This is a genomic window from Pseudofrankia coriaricola (assembly GCF_001854805.1).
Lineage (GTDB): Bacteria > Actinomycetota > Actinomycetes > Frankiales > Frankiaceae > Pseudofrankia.
This window is the reverse complement of the sequence record NZ_MBLO01000223.1, coordinates 1-20,968: the sequence shown is the minus strand read 5'-3', so window position 1 is coordinate 20,968 and position 20,968 is coordinate 1. Positions and strand designations below refer to the sequence as shown.

15 protein-coding genes are annotated in these 20,968 nt (G+C 72.4%); 10 read left to right on the top strand and 5 right to left on the bottom strand.

Annotated features, from left to right (window positions below):
* Window positions 1-79: 79 nt before the first annotated feature.
* Genes BCD48_RS27240 through hutH form a run of 3 tightly spaced genes read right to left on the bottom strand, consistent with a single transcriptional unit; the run spans window position 80 to window position 4,503 of the window.
* On the bottom strand, window positions 80-1,282 hold the full coding sequence (locus tag BCD48_RS27240) for an allantoate amidohydrolase (RefSeq protein WP_198543416.1): 1,203 nt from the start codon (window positions 1,280-1,282) through the stop codon (window positions 80-82).
* Entirely contained in the window at window positions 1,279-2,937 is a 1,659-nt protein-coding gene (hutU, locus tag BCD48_RS27235; protein WP_071051237.1) for a urocanate hydratase, read from the bottom strand. Before hutU ends, BCD48_RS27240 begins: the two co-directional genes overlap by 4 nt.
* A 36-nt stretch (window positions 2,938-2,973) precedes the next feature.
* Window positions 2,974-4,503: a histidine ammonia-lyase gene (gene hutH, locus BCD48_RS27230; protein WP_241842020.1), complete on the bottom strand. Its 1,530-nt coding sequence runs from the start codon at window positions 4,501-4,503 to the stop codon at window positions 2,974-2,976.
* 100 nt (window positions 4,504-4,603) lie between these two features.
* Between hutH and BCD48_RS27225 the strand changes: the two genes are divergently transcribed.
* The 8 genes from BCD48_RS27225 (at window position 4,604) to BCD48_RS27190 (ending at window position 16,109) form a co-directional block, all read left to right on the top strand.
* Window positions 4,604-5,389 carry an IclR family transcriptional regulator gene (locus BCD48_RS27225; protein ID WP_071051235.1) on the top strand — a complete coding sequence of 262 codons (786 nt, stop codon included), beginning with the start codon at window positions 4,604-4,606 and terminating at the stop codon, window positions 5,387-5,389.
* A 135-nt stretch (window positions 5,390-5,524) separates the two neighbouring features.
* Complete coding sequence (locus tag BCD48_RS27220) at window positions 5,525-6,793, top strand: amidohydrolase family protein (protein WP_071051234.1); 1,269 nt, start codon at window positions 5,525-5,527, stop codon at window positions 6,791-6,793.
* A gap of 367 nt (window positions 6,794-7,160) precedes the next feature.
* Window positions 7,161-8,393, top strand: coding sequence for an ABC transporter substrate-binding protein (locus BCD48_RS27215; protein WP_071051233.1), 1,233 nt, complete (start codon window positions 7,161-7,163; stop codon window positions 8,391-8,393).
* Between the two features lie 73 nt (window positions 8,394-8,466).
* A complete protein-coding gene (locus BCD48_RS27210; protein WP_241842019.1) occupies window positions 8,467-11,241 on the top strand; it encodes a branched-chain amino acid ABC transporter permease/ATP-binding protein in 2,775 nt (924 codons plus the stop codon).
* Entirely contained in the window at window positions 11,238-11,999 is a 762-nt protein-coding gene (locus BCD48_RS27205; RefSeq protein ID WP_116271683.1) for an ABC transporter ATP-binding protein, read from the top strand. The genes BCD48_RS27210 and BCD48_RS27205 overlap by 4 nt, the downstream gene beginning before the upstream one ends.
* A gap of 67 nt (window positions 12,000-12,066) precedes the next feature.
* Window positions 12,067-12,846, top strand: a complete 780-nt coding sequence (locus BCD48_RS27200; protein ID WP_071051232.1) for an SDR family NAD(P)-dependent oxidoreductase — start codon at window positions 12,067-12,069, stop codon at window positions 12,844-12,846.
* 186 nt (window positions 12,847-13,032) lie between these two features.
* Entirely contained in the window at window positions 13,033-13,677 is a 645-nt protein-coding gene (locus tag BCD48_RS27195) for a TetR family transcriptional regulator (RefSeq protein WP_131804111.1), read from the top strand.
* Between the two features lie 107 nt (window positions 13,678-13,784).
* Window positions 13,785-16,109 (top strand): CaiB/BaiF CoA-transferase family protein, encoded by a 2,325-nt coding sequence (locus tag BCD48_RS27190; RefSeq protein ID WP_198543414.1) that lies wholly within the window; start codon window positions 13,785-13,787, stop codon window positions 16,107-16,109.
* A 52-nt stretch (window positions 16,110-16,161) separates the two neighbouring features.
* Here the strand turns inward: BCD48_RS27190 and BCD48_RS27185 are convergent, their stop codons facing one another.
* Window positions 16,162-16,926, bottom strand: a complete 765-nt coding sequence (locus tag BCD48_RS27185; RefSeq protein ID WP_071051230.1) for a FadR/GntR family transcriptional regulator — start codon at window positions 16,924-16,926, stop codon at window positions 16,162-16,164.
* Between the two features lie 225 nt (window positions 16,927-17,151).
* Entirely contained in the window at window positions 17,152-18,264 is a 1,113-nt protein-coding gene (locus BCD48_RS27180) for an acyl-CoA dehydrogenase family protein (protein WP_071051229.1), read from the bottom strand.
* Between the two features lie 128 nt (window positions 18,265-18,392).
* Here BCD48_RS27180 and BCD48_RS27175 point away from each other — a divergent pair, with 128 nt between their 5' ends.
* The gene (locus BCD48_RS27175; RefSeq protein ID WP_241842029.1) at window positions 18,393-19,289 is read left to right on the top strand and encodes an SDR family NAD(P)-dependent oxidoreductase; all 897 of its coding nucleotides are present in this window, start codon (window positions 18,393-18,395) and stop codon (window positions 19,287-19,289) included.
* Between the two features lie 49 nt (window positions 19,290-19,338).
* Complete coding sequence (locus tag BCD48_RS27170) at window positions 19,339-20,514, top strand: acyl-CoA dehydrogenase family protein (protein WP_071051227.1); 1,176 nt, start codon at window positions 19,339-19,341, stop codon at window positions 20,512-20,514.
* The last annotated feature ends 454 nt before the right edge of the window (window positions 20,515-20,968 follow it).

Sequence of the window (20,968 nt, the reverse complement as noted above, 5' to 3'; positions counted from 1 at the left end):
AGTGATCCTGGGGATGATGCGGACCTACCAGATCGCTTCGCGATCCGGCAGGAACCCCGGCCGGGTGTGCGAAGAAAGATCATTTTCGCACACCCTTTGGCCCTCTAGCGGCTATGTCTTCGAGGACCTGAGCCAGGGCGTCGACCCCCGCGAGGCAGTCGGCGGTCTCCGCGTGCTCGGCCGGGGAGTGCGAGACCCCGGTGGGGTTGCGCACGAAGAGCATCGCCGTGGGGATTCCCGCCCGGGCCAGGATCCCGGCGTCGTGACCGGCGCCTGTCCCGAGTACGGGGGCGTCGCCGAGCAGCTTCGCCAGCCGGCCGACGAGCACGGCATCGAAATCCGTCGCCGCGGTGAAGGACTCCTCGACCGGATCGGAGCCCGCGGCCGTGGCGACGGCACCGACGACGGAACGGACGTGATCCTCCTGCGGGCCGCGGGCGTCGAGCCACGCGGTGATCCGGGACGGGATCGCGTTGACCCCGTTCGGGATCACCTGCACCTTCCCGACGGTGGCCACGCACCCGACGATGCTGGCGGATGTCCGTGCGGTCGTGACGACGTGCGCGAGGTCGAGCATCGGGTCCCGGCGGTCGGCGAGCCGGGTGGTGCCGGCGTGGTTGGCCTCACCCTCCAGATCCAGGCGCCACCGGCCATGCGGCCAGATCGACGAGCCCACCGCCACCGGGCGGCCGAGATCGGCGAGGCCGCGTCCCTGCTCGACGTGCAGCTCGACGAACATCCCGATGCGCCGCAGCGCTTCCGGGTCCGGTCCGACCTGCCGCGGGTCGTGGCCCGAAAGCGCCATCGCCTCTGCCAGCGTGATGCCGTCGCCGTCGCGCAGCGCGCGGGCTCTGTCGGCATGAAGGGCTCCGGTGATGAGGCGCGAGCCGGTGCAGGGGATGCCGAACCGGGCACCTTCCTCGTCGGAGAAGCAGGCGATACCCACCGGGGCTGCTGGTCGGAAGCCGCTGGCCCGCAGTTGGTCCACGGCGGCGAAGGCGGATACCACGCCGAGCGGCCCGTCGAACGCGCCGCCGTCGGGCACCGAGTCGAGATGAGAACCGATCACGACCCCCGGGGTTCCGGCGTCGGGGTTTCCCCACCAGGCCCATAGGTTGCCGGCGCGGTCGGTGACGACATCGAGACCGCGGGCCGCCGCCTCTCCGGTGAACCAGTGCCGCAGCGTGCTGTCCTCGGACGTCCAGGCGAACCTCCGGTATCCGCCGGTGGCCGCCGCGCGGCCGACCGGCGAGAGGTCGCCCCACATGGCCTCGAAGGTCACGAGCCCTCCCGCATGGGCATCCGCACCCCGGTGGCGCGGGCGACGTCGTCGGCTCTGCCGTAACCGGCATCGGCGTGGCGGAGGATGCCCGTCGCCGGGTCGTTGCTCAGGACCCGCTCGAGCTTCTGCCGGGCCAGTTCCGTGCCGTCGGCCACGGTGACCTGGCCGGCGTGCAGGGACCGGCCGATGCCGACCCCGCCGCCGTGGTGGATCGAGACCCAGGTGGCTCCCGAGGAGGTGTTCACCAGCGCGTTGAGGAGCGGCCAGTCGGCGATGGCGTCCGAGCCGTCGAGCATCGATTCGGTCTCGCGGTAGGGGGAGGCGACCGAGCCGGTGTCGAGGTGGTCCCGGCCGATGACGATGGGGGCCGTGAGCTCCCCGGAGGCCACCATCTCGTTGAACCTCGCCCCGGCGCGATCGCGGTCGCCGTAGCCGAGCCAGCAGATGCGCGCCGGGAGTCCTTGGAAGGCAATGTGTTCCCGCGCTCCACGCATCCACCGCTGGAGCCGGTCGTCGTCGGGGAAGAGCTTCATGACGGCCTCGTCGGTGGCGTGGATGTCGGCCGGGTCGCCGGACAGGGCAACCCAGCGGAACGGCCCCTTGCCCTCGCAGAACAGCGGCCGGATGTAGGCGGGCACGAAGCCGGGGAACTCGAAGGCCCGGGAGTACCCGCCGAGGCGGGCCTCCTCCCGGATCGAGTTGCCGTAGTCGAACACCTCCGCGCCGGCGTCCTGGAACTCGACCATCGCCTGCACGTGCTTGGCCATCGCTGCCCGGGCCCGGTTGGTGAACTCCTCGGGCTTGCGCTCGGCGAGGTCGTGCCAGTCCTCGACGGCGACGCCCTCGGGGAGGTAGGCGAGTGGGTCGTGCGCGCTGGTCTGGTCGGTGACAATGTCGACGGCGAGCCCGCGGCGCAGCAGTTCCGGGAAGACCTCGGCGCAGTTGCCGGTGACCCCGACGGACAGCGCCCGGCGGTCCGCTTTCGCCCGCAGGACAGTGGCGATGGCGGTGTCGAGATCCGGCGCGACCTCGTCGAGGTAACGGTGCTCCACCCGGCGCTGGAGCCGGGAGTGGTCGACGTCGACGATGAGGCAGACGCCCCCGTTGAGGGTGACGGCGAGCGGCTGCGCGCCACCCATCCCGCCGCAGCCACCGGTGAGGGTCAGCGTCCCGGTGAGGGTCCCGTTGAACCGCTTGTCAGCCACCGCGGCAAACGTCTCGTAGGTGCCCTGCAGGATGCCCTGGGTCCCGATATACATCCAGGATCCCGCGGTCATCTGCCCGTACATGGTGAGGCCCAGCGCTTCCAACCGCCGGAACTCCGGCCAGGTGGACCAGTCGCCCACGAGGTTGGAGTTGGCGATCAGCACTCGAGGGGCCCACTCGTGGGTCCGCAGCACGCCCACCGGCTTGCCCGACTGGACGAGCATCGTCTCATCCTCGCGCAGCGTCGTCAGCGTCCGGATCATGGCGTCGAAGGCGTCCCAGCTTCGCGCGGCCCGTCCGGTGCCGCCGTAGACGACGAGATCGTCGGGTCGCTCCGCGACCTCGGGGTCGAGGTTGTTCTGCAGCATCCGCAGCGGCGCCTCGGTCTGCCAGGACCGGGCGGTCAATGTAGTCCCGCGAGGAGACCGTACGGGGCGGGGGCCGGACATCGGGGACTCCTTTGGGACGGGCTGGACGGTGGTGGGTCAGGTGAGAGGGCCGCAGGCGGCATCAGCCGCGCCCAGGGCGCTGCCGGACGCCACCAGGCCCCCGACAGCCTCGATCTCGGGGGAGAGGTAGCGGTCCGGACCGGGTCCCCCGGTGACGGTCCGCACGAGGTCCCGGACAGCGTGGGTACCGGCGGCGGGAGCCAGCGGGGCGCGCAGGTCGAGTGCCCGGCTCGCCGTCAGGATCTCGATGGCGACCACCCGGGTCAGGCCGTCGAGCGAACGGCGCAGCTTGCGCGCGGCCGACCACCCCATCGAGACGTGGTCCTCCTGCATGGCGCTCGAGGGGATCGAGTCGACCGATGCCGGCGCGGCCAGACGCTTCAGCTCGGAGACGATGCCGGCCTGGGTGTACTGGGCGAGCATCAGTCCGGAGTCGACGCCGGGATCGTCGGCAAGGAACGCCGGAAGGCCCTGGCTGCGATGCACATCGAGCATGCGGTCCGTCCTGCGCTCGGACATCGACGCGACGTCGGCGGTGACGATGGCGAGGAAGTCGAGGACGTACGCCACGGGCGCTCCGTGGAAGTTTCCGTTGCTCTCCAGGCGGCCGTCGAGCGTGAGTACGGGGTTGTCGACGGCGCTGGCGAGTTCGCGGGAGGCGACGAGCCGTGCGTGGGTCACGGTGTCCCGGGCCGCGCCGTGCACCTGCGGGGTGCACCGAAGCGAGTAGGCGTCCTGCACCTGGGCGCAGTCCGGGCTCCGGTGGCTGGCCATGATCGGCGACCCGGACAACAGGGCGCGGAGGTTCTTGGCGCTCTCAGCCTGGCCGGGATGCGGTCGTAGTGCCTGCAGCTCGGGGACAAACACGGCATCGGTCCCGAGAAGCGCCTCGATGCTCATCGCCGCGGAGATGTCCGCGGTGCGCAGCAGGAGGGCGAGGTCGTGGCAGGCCAGGGCCAGCATGCCGAGCATCCCGTCGGTGCCGTTGATGAGGGCGAGGCCCTCCTTCTCCCGCAGCACCAATGGCTCGATCCCGGCCGCCGCGAGAGCGGCGGCGGCGGGAACCGCCGCACCGTCGGCGTCGCGGACCTCGCCCTCGCCGGTAGCCGCCAGAGCGCAGTGCGCGAGCGGCGCGAGATCCCCGGAGCAGCCGAGAGAGCCGTACTCGCGGACGATGGGCGTGATGCTGGCGTTGATGAGGTCCGCGTAGGTCTGCGCCACCGCCGGGCGGACGCCGGTCCGGCCCGTGGCCAGGGTGGAGAGCCGCAGCAGCATCATCGCCCGGACGGCCTCCCGCTCGACCTCGGGTCCCGAGGTGGCGGCGTGCGAGCGGACCAGGCTGCGTTGCAGCTGGGCGCGCAATCCCACCGGGATGTGCCGGGTGGCCAGTGCGCCGAAGCCAGTGGAAACGCCGTAGTGGGGTTCAGCGCCGGCGGCCAGGGCATCGATCACCACGCGGCCCTGAGCGATCGCCTCGAGCGCCTCGGGGGAGAGGCGGACTCGGGCGTTGCCGCGGGCCACGGACACGACGTCGTCCTCGGTCAGCCCCCCCACACCGATAGTCACGTCCTCCACACCACGAGTCCACACGCTCCTGCCCTCCGGGCGCCATACCCGGAGAGCACAATGTGTCTGTGATCCCAGACAGTCGACGCCCGGGCGCAAGGTGAGCAACGTTCCGGCCGCAGCGCAGGTGCTCGCGATCCTGCGCCACCTGAGCCGTCAGCCCCAACCGGTGGCCGCCGCCACGATCAGCCGGGACCTGAAGCTCCCGCGCTCCACCACCTACCATCTGCTCTCCACGCTGATGGCCGAGGGCTTCGTCGTGCGCCTTCCTGATGAACGTCGATACAGCCTGGGGCTGAGCGCCTACGAGCTCGGAAGCGGCTACTCGCGGCAGGTTCCGCTTCAGCGCTTTGCCCGGGTCCCTCTGGCCAACCTCGTCGACCGGGCGGGGCACACGGCCCACCTGGCGGTGCTTCACGGGCGGGAGGTCGTATACGTCATCGAAGAGCGGGCACCGCGACGCCCTCCGCTGATCACCGATGTCGGGGTCCGGCTCCCCGCCCACCTCACCGCAAGCGGCCGTGCCATGCTCGCGGTCCTGCCGGCGGCCCAGGTGCGGGCGCTGTTCCCCGACCGGGACGCCTTCGTGCTGCGCCACGACGTGGGGCCATGGACTCTGTCCGCTCTACGGCGGGTGCTCGTTGACGTTCGCCGGCGCGGTCACGCGGAGGAGGACGGTGAGGTTACGCCCGGTTTTGCTTCCGTGGCGGTACCCGTGCTCACCCGCGACGGGCGGCCGGCTGCCGCCGTCGCCGTTACCTACCCCATGGCGGAGGTCACAGACGCCGCTCGGGACAGGATCGTCGGCCTCGTCGCCGAGACGGCTGACCTTGTCGCCTCCCGGCTCACCGGCGAACGCGCTGTTCCACGGCGGATGAGCCGTTGAGGCGGGGACGCCCGACCAGCGGTGTGCTCCGGCGTGCGGTCGCTGGACGATCGCGGACTTGTATCGTCTAATCAATTAGCTTATTGTTCTACCTTGACGATGCGGGTTGGCCGCGGGGACGGAGGTTCTGCTCGCATGACGCCAAAGATCATTTCGGTGGACGACCATGTCCTGGAGCCGGGTGACCTGTGGACCAGCAGGCTTCCGGCCCGCTTCGCCGCGGCCGCGCCCGTGCTCCAGCGCGTCCGAGGCCGGTTTGGCACGGGGCCGCGCGGCGCGTGGGAGCAGACCGATGACGGCGGCTGGGCCGACGTGTGGCACTTCGACGGGAAGCAGGCGGCGATCCTGCCAGGCTTCGCCGCCGCGGGCAAGGACCAGAACTGGCTGGGCGCCCACTGGGACCCGATGCTCTACGACGACATCCGTCCGGGCTGCTTCGAGCAGTCCGCGCGGCTGGCGGACATGGACGCCAACCACACCGAGGCGTCCCTGGCCTTCCCGACGTTCCCGCGGTTCTGCGGCCAGACCTTCCACGAGTGCGCCGACCGCGAACTGGGCCTGGCCTGCATCCGGGTCTACAACGACTGGATGATCGACGAGTGGTGCGGCGGCGCGGGCCACGGCCGGCTCATCCCGCTGACCCTGATCCCGCTGTGGGACCCCGAGCTCGCCGCCGCCGAGGTCCGCCGGTGCGCGGCCAAGGGCTCCTACGCCGTCGCGTTCTCCGAGAACCCGACCCGACTGCGGCTGCCGAGTATCCACACCGGTCACTGGGACCCGCTGTTCGCGGCCTGCGAGGAGTCCGGAACGGTGGTGAACCTGCACATCGGGTCGTCCTCGACCTTCCCGGTGACCTCTCCCGACGCGCCGCGGGCGGTGTCGCTGGCGCTCACCTACCAGGGCGCCGCGCACGCGTTCTGCGACTGGCTGACCAGCGGCCTGCTGGAGCGGTTCGCGACGCTGAAGGTCGCGCTGTCCGAGGGCCAGGTCGGCTGGATGCCCTACCTGCTCGAACGCCTCGACCAGGTGTGGAACGAGCGTCCCGTCTACGGCAATGTCGAGAACCTGATCACCCGGCCGCCGAGCAGCTACCTGGCCGACCGGCTCTACGGCTGCGTCTACGACGACGTGGCCGGGCTGCTGCAACGGGACGTGATCGGCATCCGGCAGATCATGTTCGAGGTCGACTACCCGCACGGCGACTCGACCTGGCCCCACTCGCTCGCGGTCCTGGAGAAGACGGTGGCCCAGGCCGGTCTGTCCGACGAGGAGACCTGGCTGCTGGCGCGAGGAAACGCGATCCGGTGTTACGGCCTGGAGCGCTTCGGCCTCACCGACGGCCGCGACATCGACGGCCCTGAGTCGGCCGCTGGCCACCTCGATGAGGGTGTGGCCGTGCGCTGAGAACCACCGAGTGAGCCGTGTTGGCGCGATGCGAGCGCGTCAACACGCCCGCGAGAGGCCCACGAGGCGCGTGTCACCGCCCTCGCCCATGTGCCGGCGCGGCGGCCGCCACGCCGGAGCGGCCGCCGCGTCTTGTCTTGTCGCCCGTGTGCTTCTGACCCACCCGTCTGGTGGCTGGCTGTCCCCGGCACCCAAAGCCAACCCATATCGCAACATCGTTTAAAAAGATAAATAATCTGTCTGATGTCTTGCTATGTGATCGCATGGCCCCTACCGTCCTTCGCACCACCTGGCGTGATGTCGAGACGGCGGGCTGAGCTGGGGAGCGGCGCGGGGGATCGCGCTGGTCAGAGGAGGCTGGGTAACAGTGAGGTACGGGAAGTTAGGCATCGGGGCCCGGCTAGCGGTCGTCGCCGTCGGCGCCACCACCCTGCTCGCGGCGTGCGGCGGGTCCGACGACTCGAAGGGTCCCGCGGCCAGCGAGACGACGGCGCCGGCACCCACCGGGTCGCCGATCAACATCGGCGTCATCGGCTCGCTCACCGGGGCGCAGGCGAGCTCCAGCAGCCAGGGCGCGACCGTCGGCCCGGCCTGGGAGCGCTACGTCAACGAGCAGCTGGGCGGCATCAACGGCCACCCGGTGAAGATCCTCGTCGAGGATGACAAGGGCGACCCCGCGCAGGCGCAGGCAGCGGCCAAACGACTGATCGACGACAAGGCGGTCGCCATCGTCGTCTCGTCCGACAACGAGGTCAGTGCCTTCGCCGACGCGGTCATCGCCGCCGGGATCCCGCTGGTCAGCGGCGCTGCCAACGCGACCGACTGGTACACCAAGGCCGGCATGTACCCCACCGTGACCGACGTGCTGTCCGGTCTGAGCGACCAGGTCTTCGTCGCCAAGAAGTACGGCAAGGCGACCAAGTTCGCGGACCTCTACTGCAGCGAGGTCGCCGCCTGCCAGCAGGCGAACGCGCCACTGGAGGCCGCCGCCGCCAAGGCGGGTGTCGGCTTCACCTCCCTGGCGATCAGCTCCACCGCCACGAGCTACACCGCGGAATGCCTCAAACTCCAGCAGGAGAAGGTGGACTACGCCCAGCTGAACTTCACCACCGCGGCCGCGGCCAAGTTCGTCGAGGACTGCCAGTCGCAGGGCTACAACCCGACCTTCGGCACCTCGGCCCAGGCCGTCGGCAAGGACCTGCTCGGCATCCCCGACTTCACCGCCTTCGGCCCGGCCCACGTCTTCCCGTCGGCGCTGAACACCCCGGGCGCGACCGCCTTCGTCGCGGCGATGAAGCGGTTCGCCAAGGATGACAACTGGGCGGAGGGCACGGCGTCGTACACCTGGAGCGGGCTGGAGGCCATCCACAAGGCGCTCGGGACGCCCGGCGCGACCGTCACCGCGAAGGACGTCACGACCGGCCTGAACACCTTCAACGGTGAGACCCTCGGCGGGCTGCTCGCCAACCCGGTGACCTTCACCGCCGGCAAGCCCGTCAGCTTCGGCGCCCACCCGTGCGCCTTCGTCATCGGCATCGCGGACGGCAAGACGACCGCCCCCGCCGGCGCCGAAACCGTCTGCGCCAACGCCAGCAGCTGATCCCGACGAGCCGTCCGAGGGAGGGCCGGGGACCGTCGCGCCGGCCCTCCCTCCGGGTGTTCGCTCGCGAGAGGTGATTCCCCTGAACGCGTTCTTACCGTTCATCATCAGCGGTATTGCCACCGGCTCCATCTACGGGCTCGCCGGCACCGGCCTCGTCCTGACCTACAAGACGTCGGGCATCTTCAACTTCGGCTATGGCGCCATGGCGACCGCCGCCGCCTACCTCTTCTACTGGCTGCACCTGGACCTCGGCCTCGGCGTCTGGCCGGCCCTGGCGGTGTCCGTTCTCGTCGCCGGGCCCGTCCTCGGGCTGGGCATGGAGCGGATCGCGCGCGGCCTCGCGTCGCGCGGCACCGCAATGAAGATCGTCGGAACGGTGGGGATGATCCTCGTCGTCCAGGGCCTGGCAACCATCTGGTACGGCGCCGACACGATCCGGGTGCGGCACTTCCTGCCGATGGCCAGCCGCAGCTTCCGGGTCGGCGGGGTCAACGTCCAGTACCCGCAGCTGTGGGTCACCCTCGTGGCGGTCCTCGCCGTGGCCCTCCTGTTCGCGGTCTTCCGCTGGTCGCGGACGGGCCTCGCGATGCGCGCCGTCGTCGACGACCCGGACCTGCTGTCGATGCAGGCCACGAGCCCCGTCCGGGTCCGACGGATCTCCTGGGCGGTCGGCACCACGTTCGCCGCGCTGTCCGGGGTCCTCGTCCTGCCGTTCATCGGGCTCAACGCGATCAGCCTGACGTTCCTGGTCGTGCAGGCGTTCGGCGCCGCCGCCATCGGCGGCTTCTCGAACATCCCGCTGACGTTCGCCGGCGGCCTGCTCCTCGGCGTCGGCTCCGACCTGTCGAAGAAGTACATCCTCGACGTGAGCTGGCTGTCGGGGCTGCCCGCCAGCCTGCCGTTCATCGTCCTGTTCGTCGTCCTGCTGGTCACCCCGAAGAACAGGCTCGCGACGGGTCCGGCCGCCGAGGCACGACCGCGGCTGCGTTACCACGCGCCGACGCCCGTCCGGGCGGCGACCGCGGTGGTCGTCCTCGCGGTGCTGGCGCTCGTCCCGCTGGTCGTCGGCGCCGACAAGCTCGGGTTCTACACCATCGGCCTGACCCAGATGGTCATCGTCCTGGCGCTGGGCCTGCTGGTGCGCACCTCCGGCCAGGTCTCGCTGTGCCAGTCGGTCTTCGCCGCGATCGGCGCGGTCGCGTTCTCCCAGTTCGCCGTCGGCCACGGGGTGCCCTGGCTGGTGGCCGTGCTCCTCGGCGCCCTGGTCGCCGTGCCCGTGGGCGCGATCGTCGCGATCCCGGCCATCCGGCTGTCCGGGCTGTTCCTCGCCCTCGCGACGTTCGGCTTCGGGATCCTCGTCGAACGACTGGCCTACGCCCGGGGTTTCATGTTCACCGTCCTGCAGGACGGCCGCGCGATGCCCCGGCCCTCGGTGGCGACGGGGGACCGGGCCTACTACTACGTCGTGCTGGCGTTCGTCGTCGTCACGGCCCTCGTCATGGTCGCGCTGCACGCCTCCCGGCTCGGGCGGATGCTGCGCGGCCTGGCCGAGGCCCCGGTCGCGGTGATGACGATGGGCCTGTCGACGAACACCACCCGGGTCATCGTCTTCTGTGTCTCCGCGTTCTTCGCGGCCATCGGCGGCATCCTGTACGGCGGCTCCGTGCACTTCGCGGTCTCCAACGACACGAACTACACCGCCTTCTACTCCCTGGTCCTGGTGGCGGTGCTCGCGCTCGCCCCGTTCGGCGAGCCCTGGTACGCGATCTTCATCGGCATCACGTCGGCGATCCCGGCCTACCTCACCGGGGCCGACACCACCAGCTGGCTCAACGTCATCTTCGGCTTCTTCGCCGTCCAGATCGCGGTCCAGGGCGGCCACCCGGCGATGCCGGAACGGCTGCGGGCCGTCCTCGACCGGTTCAGCCGGCCCGCGCGGGCGCTGGCCGGCCCGGCGCTGGCGCCCGCGGCCGCCACGGCGGCCGCCGTGACGGCCGGGCCGGTCGTTCGGGAGCCTGCCGCCCCGGCCCGCGAGCAGGACGGCGCACCGCGGGCCGGGCTCGAGGTGGCCGGCCTCGGGGTCCGGTTCGGTGGGCTGGTCGCCGTCGACGGGCTGTCGTTCGCCGCGCCGCTGGGCCGGATCACCGGCCTGATCGGCCCGAACGGCGCGGGGAAGACGACGACGTTCGACGCCTGCAGTGGGCTGAACCGCCGGGTGTCCGGCCGGATCGGCCTGCACGGCCAGGACATCACCGGGCTCGGCCCGGCTGCCCGCGGCCGGGCCGGCCTCGGCCGCACCTTCCAGCGGATGCAGCTCGGTGACTCGCTCACGGTCGCCGACAACGTCGCCCTCGGGCGGGAGGCCAGCCTGGCCGGCGGCCACGTCTGGGCGCAGCTGGCGGCGACTCCGCGTCAGCGCCGCGAGAGCCGGGCCGCCGCGCTCGGCGCGCTCGACCTGTGCGGCATCGCCGATCTCGCCGGACAGCAGGCCGGGGCGCTGTCCACCGGTCAGCGCCGCCTGGTCGAGCTCGCCCGCGGCCTCGCCGGCCCCTTCGACGTCCTGCTTCTCGACGAGCCCTCCTCCGGCCTCGACCGCGCCGAGACGGCGGCGTTGGACGAGGTCCTGCGCAGGGTGGTCGCCGAGCGCGGCTGCGGGATCCTCCTCGTCGAGCACGACATGTCCCTCGTCCTCACGATCTGCGAGTACGTCTACGTGCTGGACTTCGGCCGGCTGCTGTTCGAGGGGGAGCCGGCGGTGGTGGCCGCCAGCCCGCTCGTGCAGGCCGCCTACCTCGGATCCGACGCGGTGGTCGTGCCGGCCGTGCCCGAACGGGAGAACGCGTGAGCACCGCGAGCCCCGAGGTCGCCTCCGTGGGCGGCCAGGTCCCCACGGAGCCGTCGCGGCCTGAGCCGGCCCTTGTCGTGAGCGGCCTGACGACCGGCTATGACCGGACCACCGTGCTGCGCGACGTGTCGCTGACCGTGCCGGCCGGCGAGGTGACGGCGCTCGTCGGCCCGAACGGCGCGGGGAAGAGCACGCTGCTGCGCGCGGTGTGCGGCTTCCTGCCGGCGAGCCGCGGCACGGTCACCCTGCTGGGTCGGGACGTGACGACGCTGGCCACGCACCGGCGGTTCGCCGCCGGCCTGTGCCACGTGCCGGAGGGCAGGGGTGTCTTCCGTTCCCTCTCGGTCCGCGAGAACCTGCGGATGCAGGCACCTCGCGGCCAGGAGGCCGCAGCCGTGGACCGCGCGGTCGGGGCGTTCCCCGTGCTCGGCCGCCGCCTGGCGCAGACCGCCGGCACCCTCAGCGGCGGCGAGCAGCAGATGCTCGCCCTGGTAAGCGCCTACGTGCGCGACCCACGGCTGGTGCTCGTCGACGAGGCCTCGCTGGGCCTTGCGCCCAAGGTCGTCGACGAGGTGTTCGTGTTCCTGGCCACGCTGCCTGCGGCCGGCGCCGCGCTGCTGGTGGTCGACCAGTTCGTCACCCGGGCGCTGGAGCTCGCCACCACCGCCTACGTTATGCGCCGCGGCCAGATCGCCTACTTCGGGCCGGCCGCGGCGCTCAGTGACGCGGACCTGTTCCAGCACTACGCGGGGTCCTGAGCGCGCGAGACGGGACCCGGCCGATGCCGGGTCACCCGCGGGGGACCGAGGCCAGAGGAGGCAGGCAATGGGAGAACGTCTCGGGGGCCGCACGGCGGTCGTCACCGGCGCCGGTTCCGGGATCGGCCGGGCGACGGCGCTGCGGTTTGCCGCTGAGGGCGCGTACGTGGTCGTCAACGACCTCGCGGCCGACCGGGCCGAACAGACCGCGGCGCTGGTCACCAAGGATGGTGGCGGCGCGCGGGTACACCCGGGTGACGTCACCGCCGCGGGGTTCGTCGCCGCGCTCGTCGATGCCACGGTCGCCGACACCGGCCGGCTCGACGTCTTCCACAGCAACGCCGGCAACGGCCTGGCCCAGGGTCCGCTGCTGACGATCGCCGACGAGGGCTGGCGTGCGGACCTGGAACTCAACCTGACCTCGATGTTCGCCTGTGTCCGGGAGGCGCTGCGGGTCATGGTGCCGGCCGGCCGTGGCTCGATCATCTGCACGTCGTCGGCCGCGGGGGTCGGCGCGGTCCCGGGGACCGCGCCGTACGGATCGGCGAAGGCCGGGATCCTCGCCCTCGTCCGCTCCGCCGCCGTCGAGTACGGCATGTACGGGGTGCGGGTCAACGCGATCGTGCCGGGGTCGGTGGCGACCCCCGCGTTCCGGCACTGGATTGGTACCGAGGAGCGGCTCGCGGCCTACGGACGGCAGATACCACTCGGCCGGACGGCCCAGCCGGGAGACATCGCCGACGCCGCGCTCTGGCTCGCCTCTGACGAGTCGTCCTACGTCACCGGCATCGCCCTCCCGGTCGACGGCGGCGCCACCGCCGCCCTGCACCAACCGCACCTGGACTGATGGGCTGCTGCGAGGCCGCCGGCGTGGGGCCGGCCGGCCACCCGCGTCTGGTCCGCTACGGTGGACGTCCGTCGACCCTGGCGTGCCCGCGCGTCCCGGCGGCCGCGGCGGCCGATCCGCGCCGGGGACGCGTGGGCCGGATTCTCCGCACGCGGCCAGGGTCGCGAGTCGGACTGGGGGTGGCTGGTGGCCGACGATCTGGCGGCCTCCAGGCTCGTCGACCGGCAGCGGCGCTTCGCCGAGAGCCAGATCGAGGACGCAGCGATGGCGCTCTTCGTCGAGCGCGGCTTCGACGCGGTGACCGTCCAGGAGATCGCGGCGGCGGCAGGGACCTCGTCACGGACCTTCTTCCGCTACTTCCCGACGAAGGTGGACGTGGTCCGCGGCTTCCACCGCCGGCTGCTCGACCGGCTGATCCGCGCCGCCCTGGCGCGTCCGGCCGACGAGGACGGCGTGCGCGCGCTGCGGGCGGCCTTCCTGCGGACCGCCGACATGGACCCGGCCCAGGTCGATCGTGTGGTGCGGATCGGCCAGGTCCTCACCGGCAGCGCCGGCGCCGCCGCGCGCGACGTCGCGTACGAGACCCGCTGCGCAGGCGAGCTGGCCGCGTTCGTCGCGAGCCGTCTGCCCGGCGGCGCCGACGACGGGGTGACCTCCCAGGTCGTGGCGGTCAGCATGCTGGCCACCGCGCAGGCGGTCTTCGCCAGCTGGCTCGCCGCCCGCGGTGAGCGGAGCCTGACCGCGCTGCTGACCGAGGCGTTCGACGTCCTCGAGGCCGGTTTCGGGCCGGTACGCGGCTCCGCCGCCGCGGCGCCGCGACAGCTCCCGTAGCGACACCGCACCGACGGCGCTCGTCCTCCGGCACGGCCGGTTTGGCGCCGCCCGCTCGCACAGAGAAGGCTATTATTTAGCTAACTAATTGTGCGATGTTGGGGGTCGTGGTGGTGGAGACGAAGCCGGCCGTGGCGGCGCGTGACGAGTGGTTTCGGCCGCTGGCCCGCGTCCGGGCGCTCGACACCGGCCGCTGGGTCGCGGCGCCGTGGTGCGCGCAGGTGCTGTCCTGGCTGGGCGCGGACGTGTCGCGGCTCGAACCGCCGGGCGGTGACCCGTTGCTGGCCCTCGCCGACGGCCCGGCGTCCACCGCCCGATGCCTGTACGACGACGCCAACCGCGGCAAGCACGCGCGCACGGCGAGCACACCCGAGGAGTACGCGCGGCTGCTGCGGGCCGGCGCCGCCGCTGTCGACGTCCTCGTCGACGACCACACCCCGGCCGAGCTCGCCGCGCTCGGCGTCGACCTGGCCGACCTGACCCGGCGGCACCCGGCACTCGTGATCGTCTCGGTCACCGGCCACGGCCTGACCGGTTCCGCCGCGGACCGTCCGGCCAGCGAGCTGACCGCGTACCACGCCGGCGGCGAGGGTGCGACGCTGCCGAGCGAGAACGTCTACCGGCTGTTCCCCGACCGCCCGCCGGTCCGGGCGGGCCGTTTCCTCGCCGACCACGACGCGGGCCTCACCGCCGCGGTCGGCGCCCTCGCGGCCCTCGCCGGCCGGCGCCGCCGGGGCACAGGTGACGTCGTCGAGGTCGCCGGTGACCAGGTCGAGCGTGGCCTGAACCGCACGACGCTGTCCCGGGCGTGGTTCGAAGGCCGCGACTACGACCGCACCTACCGTGGCTACGACTACGCCGGCGCGCTGCGCTGCCTCGACGGCTGGGTCGCGATCCGCCCGGTCGAGGAACGGCACTGGCGCTCCTTCTGCCAGGTCCTTGGCCGGCCCGAGCTGGCCGACGACCCGCGGTTCGCCGACCGCGGCCGCCGCTACGACAACGCCACCGTGCTGACCCACGAGCTGGAGTCGTGGACGTCGACGGTGACCCGCGAGGCGGTCCGGCGTGTCCTGCTGGAAGCCGGCTGTCCCGGCGGCCCGTTCCTCGAGCCCGGGGAGCTCGCCGCCGACCCGGCGATCGCCTCCCGCGGTCTGTTCGGCCCGGTCGTCGGCGGCGGGGTGGCGCCCACGCGCTCCTTCCTCGTCCGGCCCGCTGAGAAGCACGCCGCCAGGGCGGGGGAGGGCGCGACGCCGCCCGCGCTGTCGGCCGGGCGGCTGCCGCTGAGCGGGCTGCGGGTCGTCGACCTGACCTGGGTCGCCGCCGGGCCGTACGCCACCGAGCTGCTCGCGTTCCTCGGCGCCGACGTCGTGCGGGTCGAGTCCCCGACCGCGCCGGACCTCTTCCGCCGGGACATGGCCAACGCGGGCGCCGACCTCGACTCGTCGATTCGGTTCATGGACCTCAACCAGGCGAAGAGCTCGGTGCTCGCCGACCTCAAGTCGCCCGCCGGCCGTGAGCGTGTCCTGCGGCTCGTGGAGGCCGCCGACGTGCTGGTCGAGAATTATCGCCCGGGTGTGCGCGACAGGCTGGGCCTGTGCGACGAGACGCTGCGCGTCCACCGGCCGGACCTGGTCATCCTGTCACTGTCCGGCTTCGGCGCGGACGCCCTCGACGCTGACCGGCCCGGCTACGCGTCGGTGTTCAACGCCGAGGGCGGTCTCGGCGCGATGACCGGCTACCCCGACGCGCCCCCGTCGGACATCCGCGACACCAACGACCTGCGCGCGGGCACCAACGGCGCCCTCGGTGTCCTCGCCGGGCTGCTGCACGCGTGGGACGGTGGCGGTGGGGTCACCGTCGACGCGGCCGCCCGTGACGCGCTCGTCGTGCTGCAGGGCCACCTGGTGCTGGCGGCCTCCCGGGGCGGCCGGCCGCTGCGCGCCGGCAACACCGTCGAGTTCGCCGCCCCGTATGACTGCTTCCCGACCCTGGACCGCAGGTGGGTGGCGGTGGCCGCCCGCACCGACGAGGAATGGGCCGCCCTCGCGGACCTGCTCGGCCCGGCCGCCGCGGACCCGGCCCTGCGGGCGTCGAGAGCCCGGGTGGCTCGCAGGGCCGAGGTCGATGCCCTGGTCGCCGCCTACACCAGCCGCCACGACGCGGCGTCCCTCGTCGCCCGTATGACGGCCGCCGGGGTGCCGGCGGGCCTGTCGGCGGCCGCGAGTGACCTCGCCGCGGACGACGATCTCGTGACTCGGGGTGCGCTGCGCGGAGTCGAGCACCCTCGGCTGGGCCAGCTCACCCTGGTCGGCTCACCGTTCCGGCTGCGCTCCTGCCCGGACCCCGTCTACCCGCGTCCGCCGTTGCTGGGCGAGCACACGGACGAGATCGAGCGGCGCTGGGACCTCGCGCCGCGGGTCATGGGCCCCTGACGGCTGATCGCGCGGCGCGGCCGCGCCCGGGCCGTGACGGCCCGTCGGAGGGTCAGGTCAGCAGCAGGTCGAGCGCCGTCTCGGCGGGCAGGTCCGCCAGCAGGAACGCGGCCACCGTGGTCAGGTGGCGGTTCCAGTAGGCCTCGACCTCGGCCGGCTCACCGCCGTCCTTGAGGATCTCGACGAGCCGGACGTGGCTGCGGTGCGTCCGTGCCCGCTGAGCCTCGGAGTCGGCCTTGCGCCGGTGGACCTCGCTCGACGAGGCCACCGCCGCCTTGACGATGTTGTAGAGCATCTGGACCAGCAGGCTGAGTGTCTCGCTGCCGGTCAGCTCGACGACGCCGAGGTGGAACGCCTCGTCGGCGGCGAGGAACTCGTCGTCCTGGCCGGCGCCGAGCGCCGCCTCCTCCGCGCCGAGCAGCTTCTCTAGCCGCGCCACGGCGTCGTCCCGACGCGCGCCGGCGAGCATCCCCGCGGACTTGGACTCCAACAGCGCGCGGACCGCGTAGACATCGCTGAGCGTGGCGCGCCGGTGCTGCAGGATCGCGCCGGCGTAGCGGGCGGCCGCCCCGGTGTCCGGCACCTGCACCCGGGCCCCTCCGTTGGCGCCCCGGCGGACCTCGATGAGCCGCTCGGCCTCCAGGATGCGGAACGCCTCGCGCATCGTCGGCTTCGACACCCCGAACTGGGTCGACAGGACGGTCTCGCTCGGCAGTACCGCGCCGGGCTCCAGGGTGCCGCGGATGATCTGCTGCCGCAGCTGGCCCGCGATGAGCTCGCCGGCCTTGGGAGCCCGGACCTGGCTGGCCTTCGCCACGCCGTCCTCCGATCGCCTGGCCCACCCGCGGGCACGGCCGGTGGGACGCTCTGTTCCCGGAATGGTTCTCTAAATGAGGTGTACAAGTAGAAGTCTATCCGGCACGCCGGGCCACCACCGGAGCGGCGTCCCGGCGCATCGGGCCGGCGCGGGTGTTGGTCATACCAGGCCGCCACCGATAGGCGCGCCACGGGCTGGCTTCCCGCCTGACGGACCGTCCTGGCGCTAGATGCCGACGCGCTGGGCCAGCAGCTCCCGGTGGTAGGTCGGGTCGCCGAACAGCAGCTGGGAGCCTTTCGCCCGCTTGAAGTACAGGTGGGCCGGGTGCTCCCACGTGAACCCGATGCCGCCGTGGATCTGGATGTTCTCGCCCGCGCAGCGGAAGTAGGCGTCGGAGCAGAAGGACTTGGCGACGCAGGCGACGGCGGCGAGCTCCTCGCTGCGCTCCCCGGCGGCCCACAGACCGTAGTAGGCCGCCGACCGCGCCGACTCGACGTCGACGAGCATGTCGGCGCACTTGTGCTTGATGGCCTGGAACGAGCCGATCGGACGGCCGAACTGGACGCGGACCTTCGCGTAGTCGACGGCCATCTCCAGCACCCGGGCGGCACCGCCCACCTGCTCCGCGGCCAGCCCCACGGCCGCCAGGTCGAGGACCCGCGCCAGCACCGGCCAGCCGGCGCCCTCCGCGCCGAGCAGCCGAGCCGGCGTCTCGTCGAAGGTGAGCCGGGCCTGCTTGCGGGTCATGTCCATGGTGGGCAACGCCTCGCGTCGTAGACCCGGCGCGTCGCCGGCCACGGTGAACAGGCTGACGCCGGCACCGGTCCGGGCGGCGACGACGATCAGGTCGGCGGTGTGGCCGTCCAGGACGTAGGTCTTGGACCCGGACAGCGACCAACCGCCGTCGCGGGGACGGGCGGACACCGTCACACCGCCCTCGTCCCACCGCCCCGGGTCCTCAGTCAGAGCCAGGGTGCCGCGCAGGGTGCCCGCTGCCAGGCCTGGCAGGTAGTCCTTCTTCGCGGAGTCGTCGTCCGCGAGCAGCAGCGCCGACGTCGCCAGCACCACGCTCGACAGGTAGGGCGCGCACAGCAGCGCCCGCCCGGCCTCCTCCAGCACGATGCCGACCTCGACGAAGCCGTAGCCCGCGCCACCGAACTCCTCGGGCACCGCGAGCCCGAGCAGGCCGAGCTCGCCGAGCTGCCCCCAGACGGCCGGGTCGAGTCCGGTCTCGGTCTCCATCAGGCGGCGGACCTCGGTCTCCGGCGAGGCGTCGCCCAGCAGGTCACGGACCATCTGGCGCAGCTGGTCATGTTCCTCGCTGAACGCGAAGTTCACGGGTTCTCCTCCGCCGTCAGTCGGGGCAACGGGCGGGCCGCTGGCCCCAGCCCATGCCGCCTCCTATGCTTAGTCTAGATAGATAAGTTAACTGATTAACCCGCGATCTGGGAGGGTTGCCCGTGGGCATGCTCGACGGCAGGGTGGCGATCGTGACCGGCGGCGGGCGCGGCCTCGGCCGGTCACACTGCCTGGCACTGGCGGCGGCCGGCGCGACGGTCGTGGTCAACGACCTCGGGGCCGGCCTGCACGGCGAACAGACCGCCGAGTCCCCGGCCCAGGAGGTCGCCACAGAGATCACCGCCAGCGGCGGGCGGGCCATCGCCGACCACGGGTCGGTCACCGACTGGGCCGCGACCGAGGCGCTGGTCGAGCGCACCGTGAAGGAGTTCGGCCGGCTCGACGTCGTCGTCAACAACGCCGGCATCATCCGCGATCGGATGCTGTTCGCGATGACCGAGTCAGACTTCGACGCCGTCGTCGCCGTCCACCTCAAGGGCTCCTTCGCGCTCACCCGGCACGCCTGCGCCTACTGGCGGGCCGCCGCCAAGCGCGGCGAGCCGGTCAGCGGCCGCATCATCAACACCACCTCCGGTACCGGCCTGTTCGGCACGGTCGGCCAGGCCAACTACGGCGCTGCCAAGGCCGGCATCGTCAGCCTCACCACCATCGCCGCCATGGAGATGCGCCGCTACGGCGTCACGGTCAATGCGATCTCCCCGCTGGCCGCGACCCGAATGACGGCCGGCATCCCGCTCGGCGCCGAGGCGACGGCCAGCGGCTTCGACCCGCGCGCCCCGGAGAACGCCTCCGGCGTCGTCGTCTACCTCGCTTCCGAGGCGTCGGCCTGGATCACCGGCCAGGTGTTCCGCGTCGACGGCAACCGGGTGCAGCGCCTGCGCGGCTGGGCCGTCGCCGGCGAGTACGTCGGCACCGCCGGCGCGGCGGTGAGCGCGCAGGAACTGGTCGACGGGCTGCCGCCCGTGCTCGGCGTCGCCCCGACCGGGCGGGTCGCGTTCGCGTGACGCACGCGGCCCACCCGCGCGGTGCCGGCGGCGACGGACAGGAGACCCCATGGACATGAAGGACAGCCCCGCGGACGCCGAGTTTCGGGCCGAGGTGCGCGACTGGCTCGCCGACCATCTGGTCGGCGAGTTCGCCCGCCACCGCGGCGTCGGGGGGCCGACGGACGACGAGCACTGGGACCTGCGGCTGGCCTGGGAGCACGAGCTGGCCGACGCCCGGCTGCTCAACATCAGCTGGCCCGAGGAGTACGGCGGCCGCGGCGGCACCGTCGACCAGGAGATCGTCTTCCTCCAGGAGCACGCGGCCGCGGCCGCGCCCTACTGGGTCGGCGTCCAGGGCCGCGACCTGTTCGGCCCGACGCTGCTGCGCCACGGCACCCCCGCCCAGAAGGCCCGCTTCCTGCCCGCGATCACCCGCGTCGAACAGTTCTGGGGCCAGGGGTTCTCCGAGCCCGGCGCCGGCTCCGACCTCGCCGGGCTGCGCACCCGCGCCGTGCGCGACGGCGGCGAGTGGGTGATCGACGGTCAGAAGATCTGGACGACGTTCGGCGACACCGCCGACTGGCTGTACGTGCTGTGCCGGACCAACCCGGACGTGCCGAAGCACCGCGGCATCTCGATGCTGCTGGTCCCCGCCGACCAGCCCGGCGTCGACATCCGGCCGATCCGCAACATCGTCGGCAGCCGGGAGTTCTGCGAGGTGTTCCTCACCGGCGCGCGGACCGCCGCTGACCTGGTGGTCGGCGGGGTCGAGGGCGGCTGGAAGGTCGCGATGGGCACCGTAGGCGCGGAACGGCTGCTCACCACCCTGCCTTACCAGTACATGTTCGCCCGCGAGCTGCGCTCGCTCGTCGACGTGCTGCGCGACCGGGGCCGCACCGCCGACCCGCTGGTCCGGCAGCGGCTCGCGGATGCCTGGATCGGTCTCGAGGTGGTCCGTTACACCAACCTGCGGATGATCAGCACGCTCACCCGGACCGGCGACCTCGGCTCGGAGTCGTCCGTCTCCAAGCTGCAGTGGGCCACCTGGCACCAGCGGCTCGGCGAGCTCTCGATGCAGCTGCTCGGCCCGTCGGCGGAGATCGTCGGCGACGGCTACGCCCTTGACGCCTTCCAGCGCGGTTTCCTCAACAGCCGCGCCGAGACCATCTACGGCGGCGCCAACGAGATCCAGCGCACCATCCTCGCCGAACGCGCCCTCGGCCTCCCCAAGGAACCCGCCTGAGCTCTGACCTGGCGGGGCCAGCGGGACTGTCGGGAAAGCCGACGCAACTCGCCGCTTGTGTTGGGGATGCTCGACCCGCGCTTGGGTGTACGCGACAAACATCCCCAACACCCGTGGCCCCTGTCGCTGCAGGTCACAGGCCTGATCGGGCTCCCTGAACCCGATATTCATGACTGATCGTACAGACGGCGGGCGAGCTCGACCGCGCGCTGGCGGGAGTGGTGCGGCCATGGTCGACACCTTCCCTGGCGGCCAAGGGTCGCTTCAGGTGCGGTGTCCGTGCTCAGGGGCCAAGCTCACTACGCCAGGTTCAACCAGTCCTGGTGATCATTTAGCCATCGTCGCTGCTCTTCCGTCTCTGGACTATGCCTCCCGGACCTGCCGGATCGGCTAGGCCGATCCGGCACGGGACTCCAGACGTCGGCCCGCTGATCGTCCCGGGCGGGCGTCCGAG

Coding starts and splice junctions, on each gene's coding strand:
- BCD48_RS27175 (WP_241842029.1), top strand. CDS start 18,393: ATGCTCGACGGCAGGGTGGCGATCGTGACCGGCGGCGGGCGCGGCCTC.
- hutU (WP_071051237.1), bottom strand. CDS start 2,937: ATGTCCGGCCCCCGCCCCGTACGGTCTCCTCGCGGGACTACATTGACC.
- BCD48_RS27200 (WP_071051232.1), top strand. CDS start 12,067: ATGGGAGAACGTCTCGGGGGCCGCACGGCGGTCGTCACCGGCGCCGGT.
- BCD48_RS27170 (WP_071051227.1), top strand. CDS start 19,339: ATGGACATGAAGGACAGCCCCGCGGACGCCGAGTTTCGGGCCGAGGTG.
- BCD48_RS27220 (WP_071051234.1), top strand. CDS start 5,525: ATGACGCCAAAGATCATTTCGGTGGACGACCATGTCCTGGAGCCGGGT.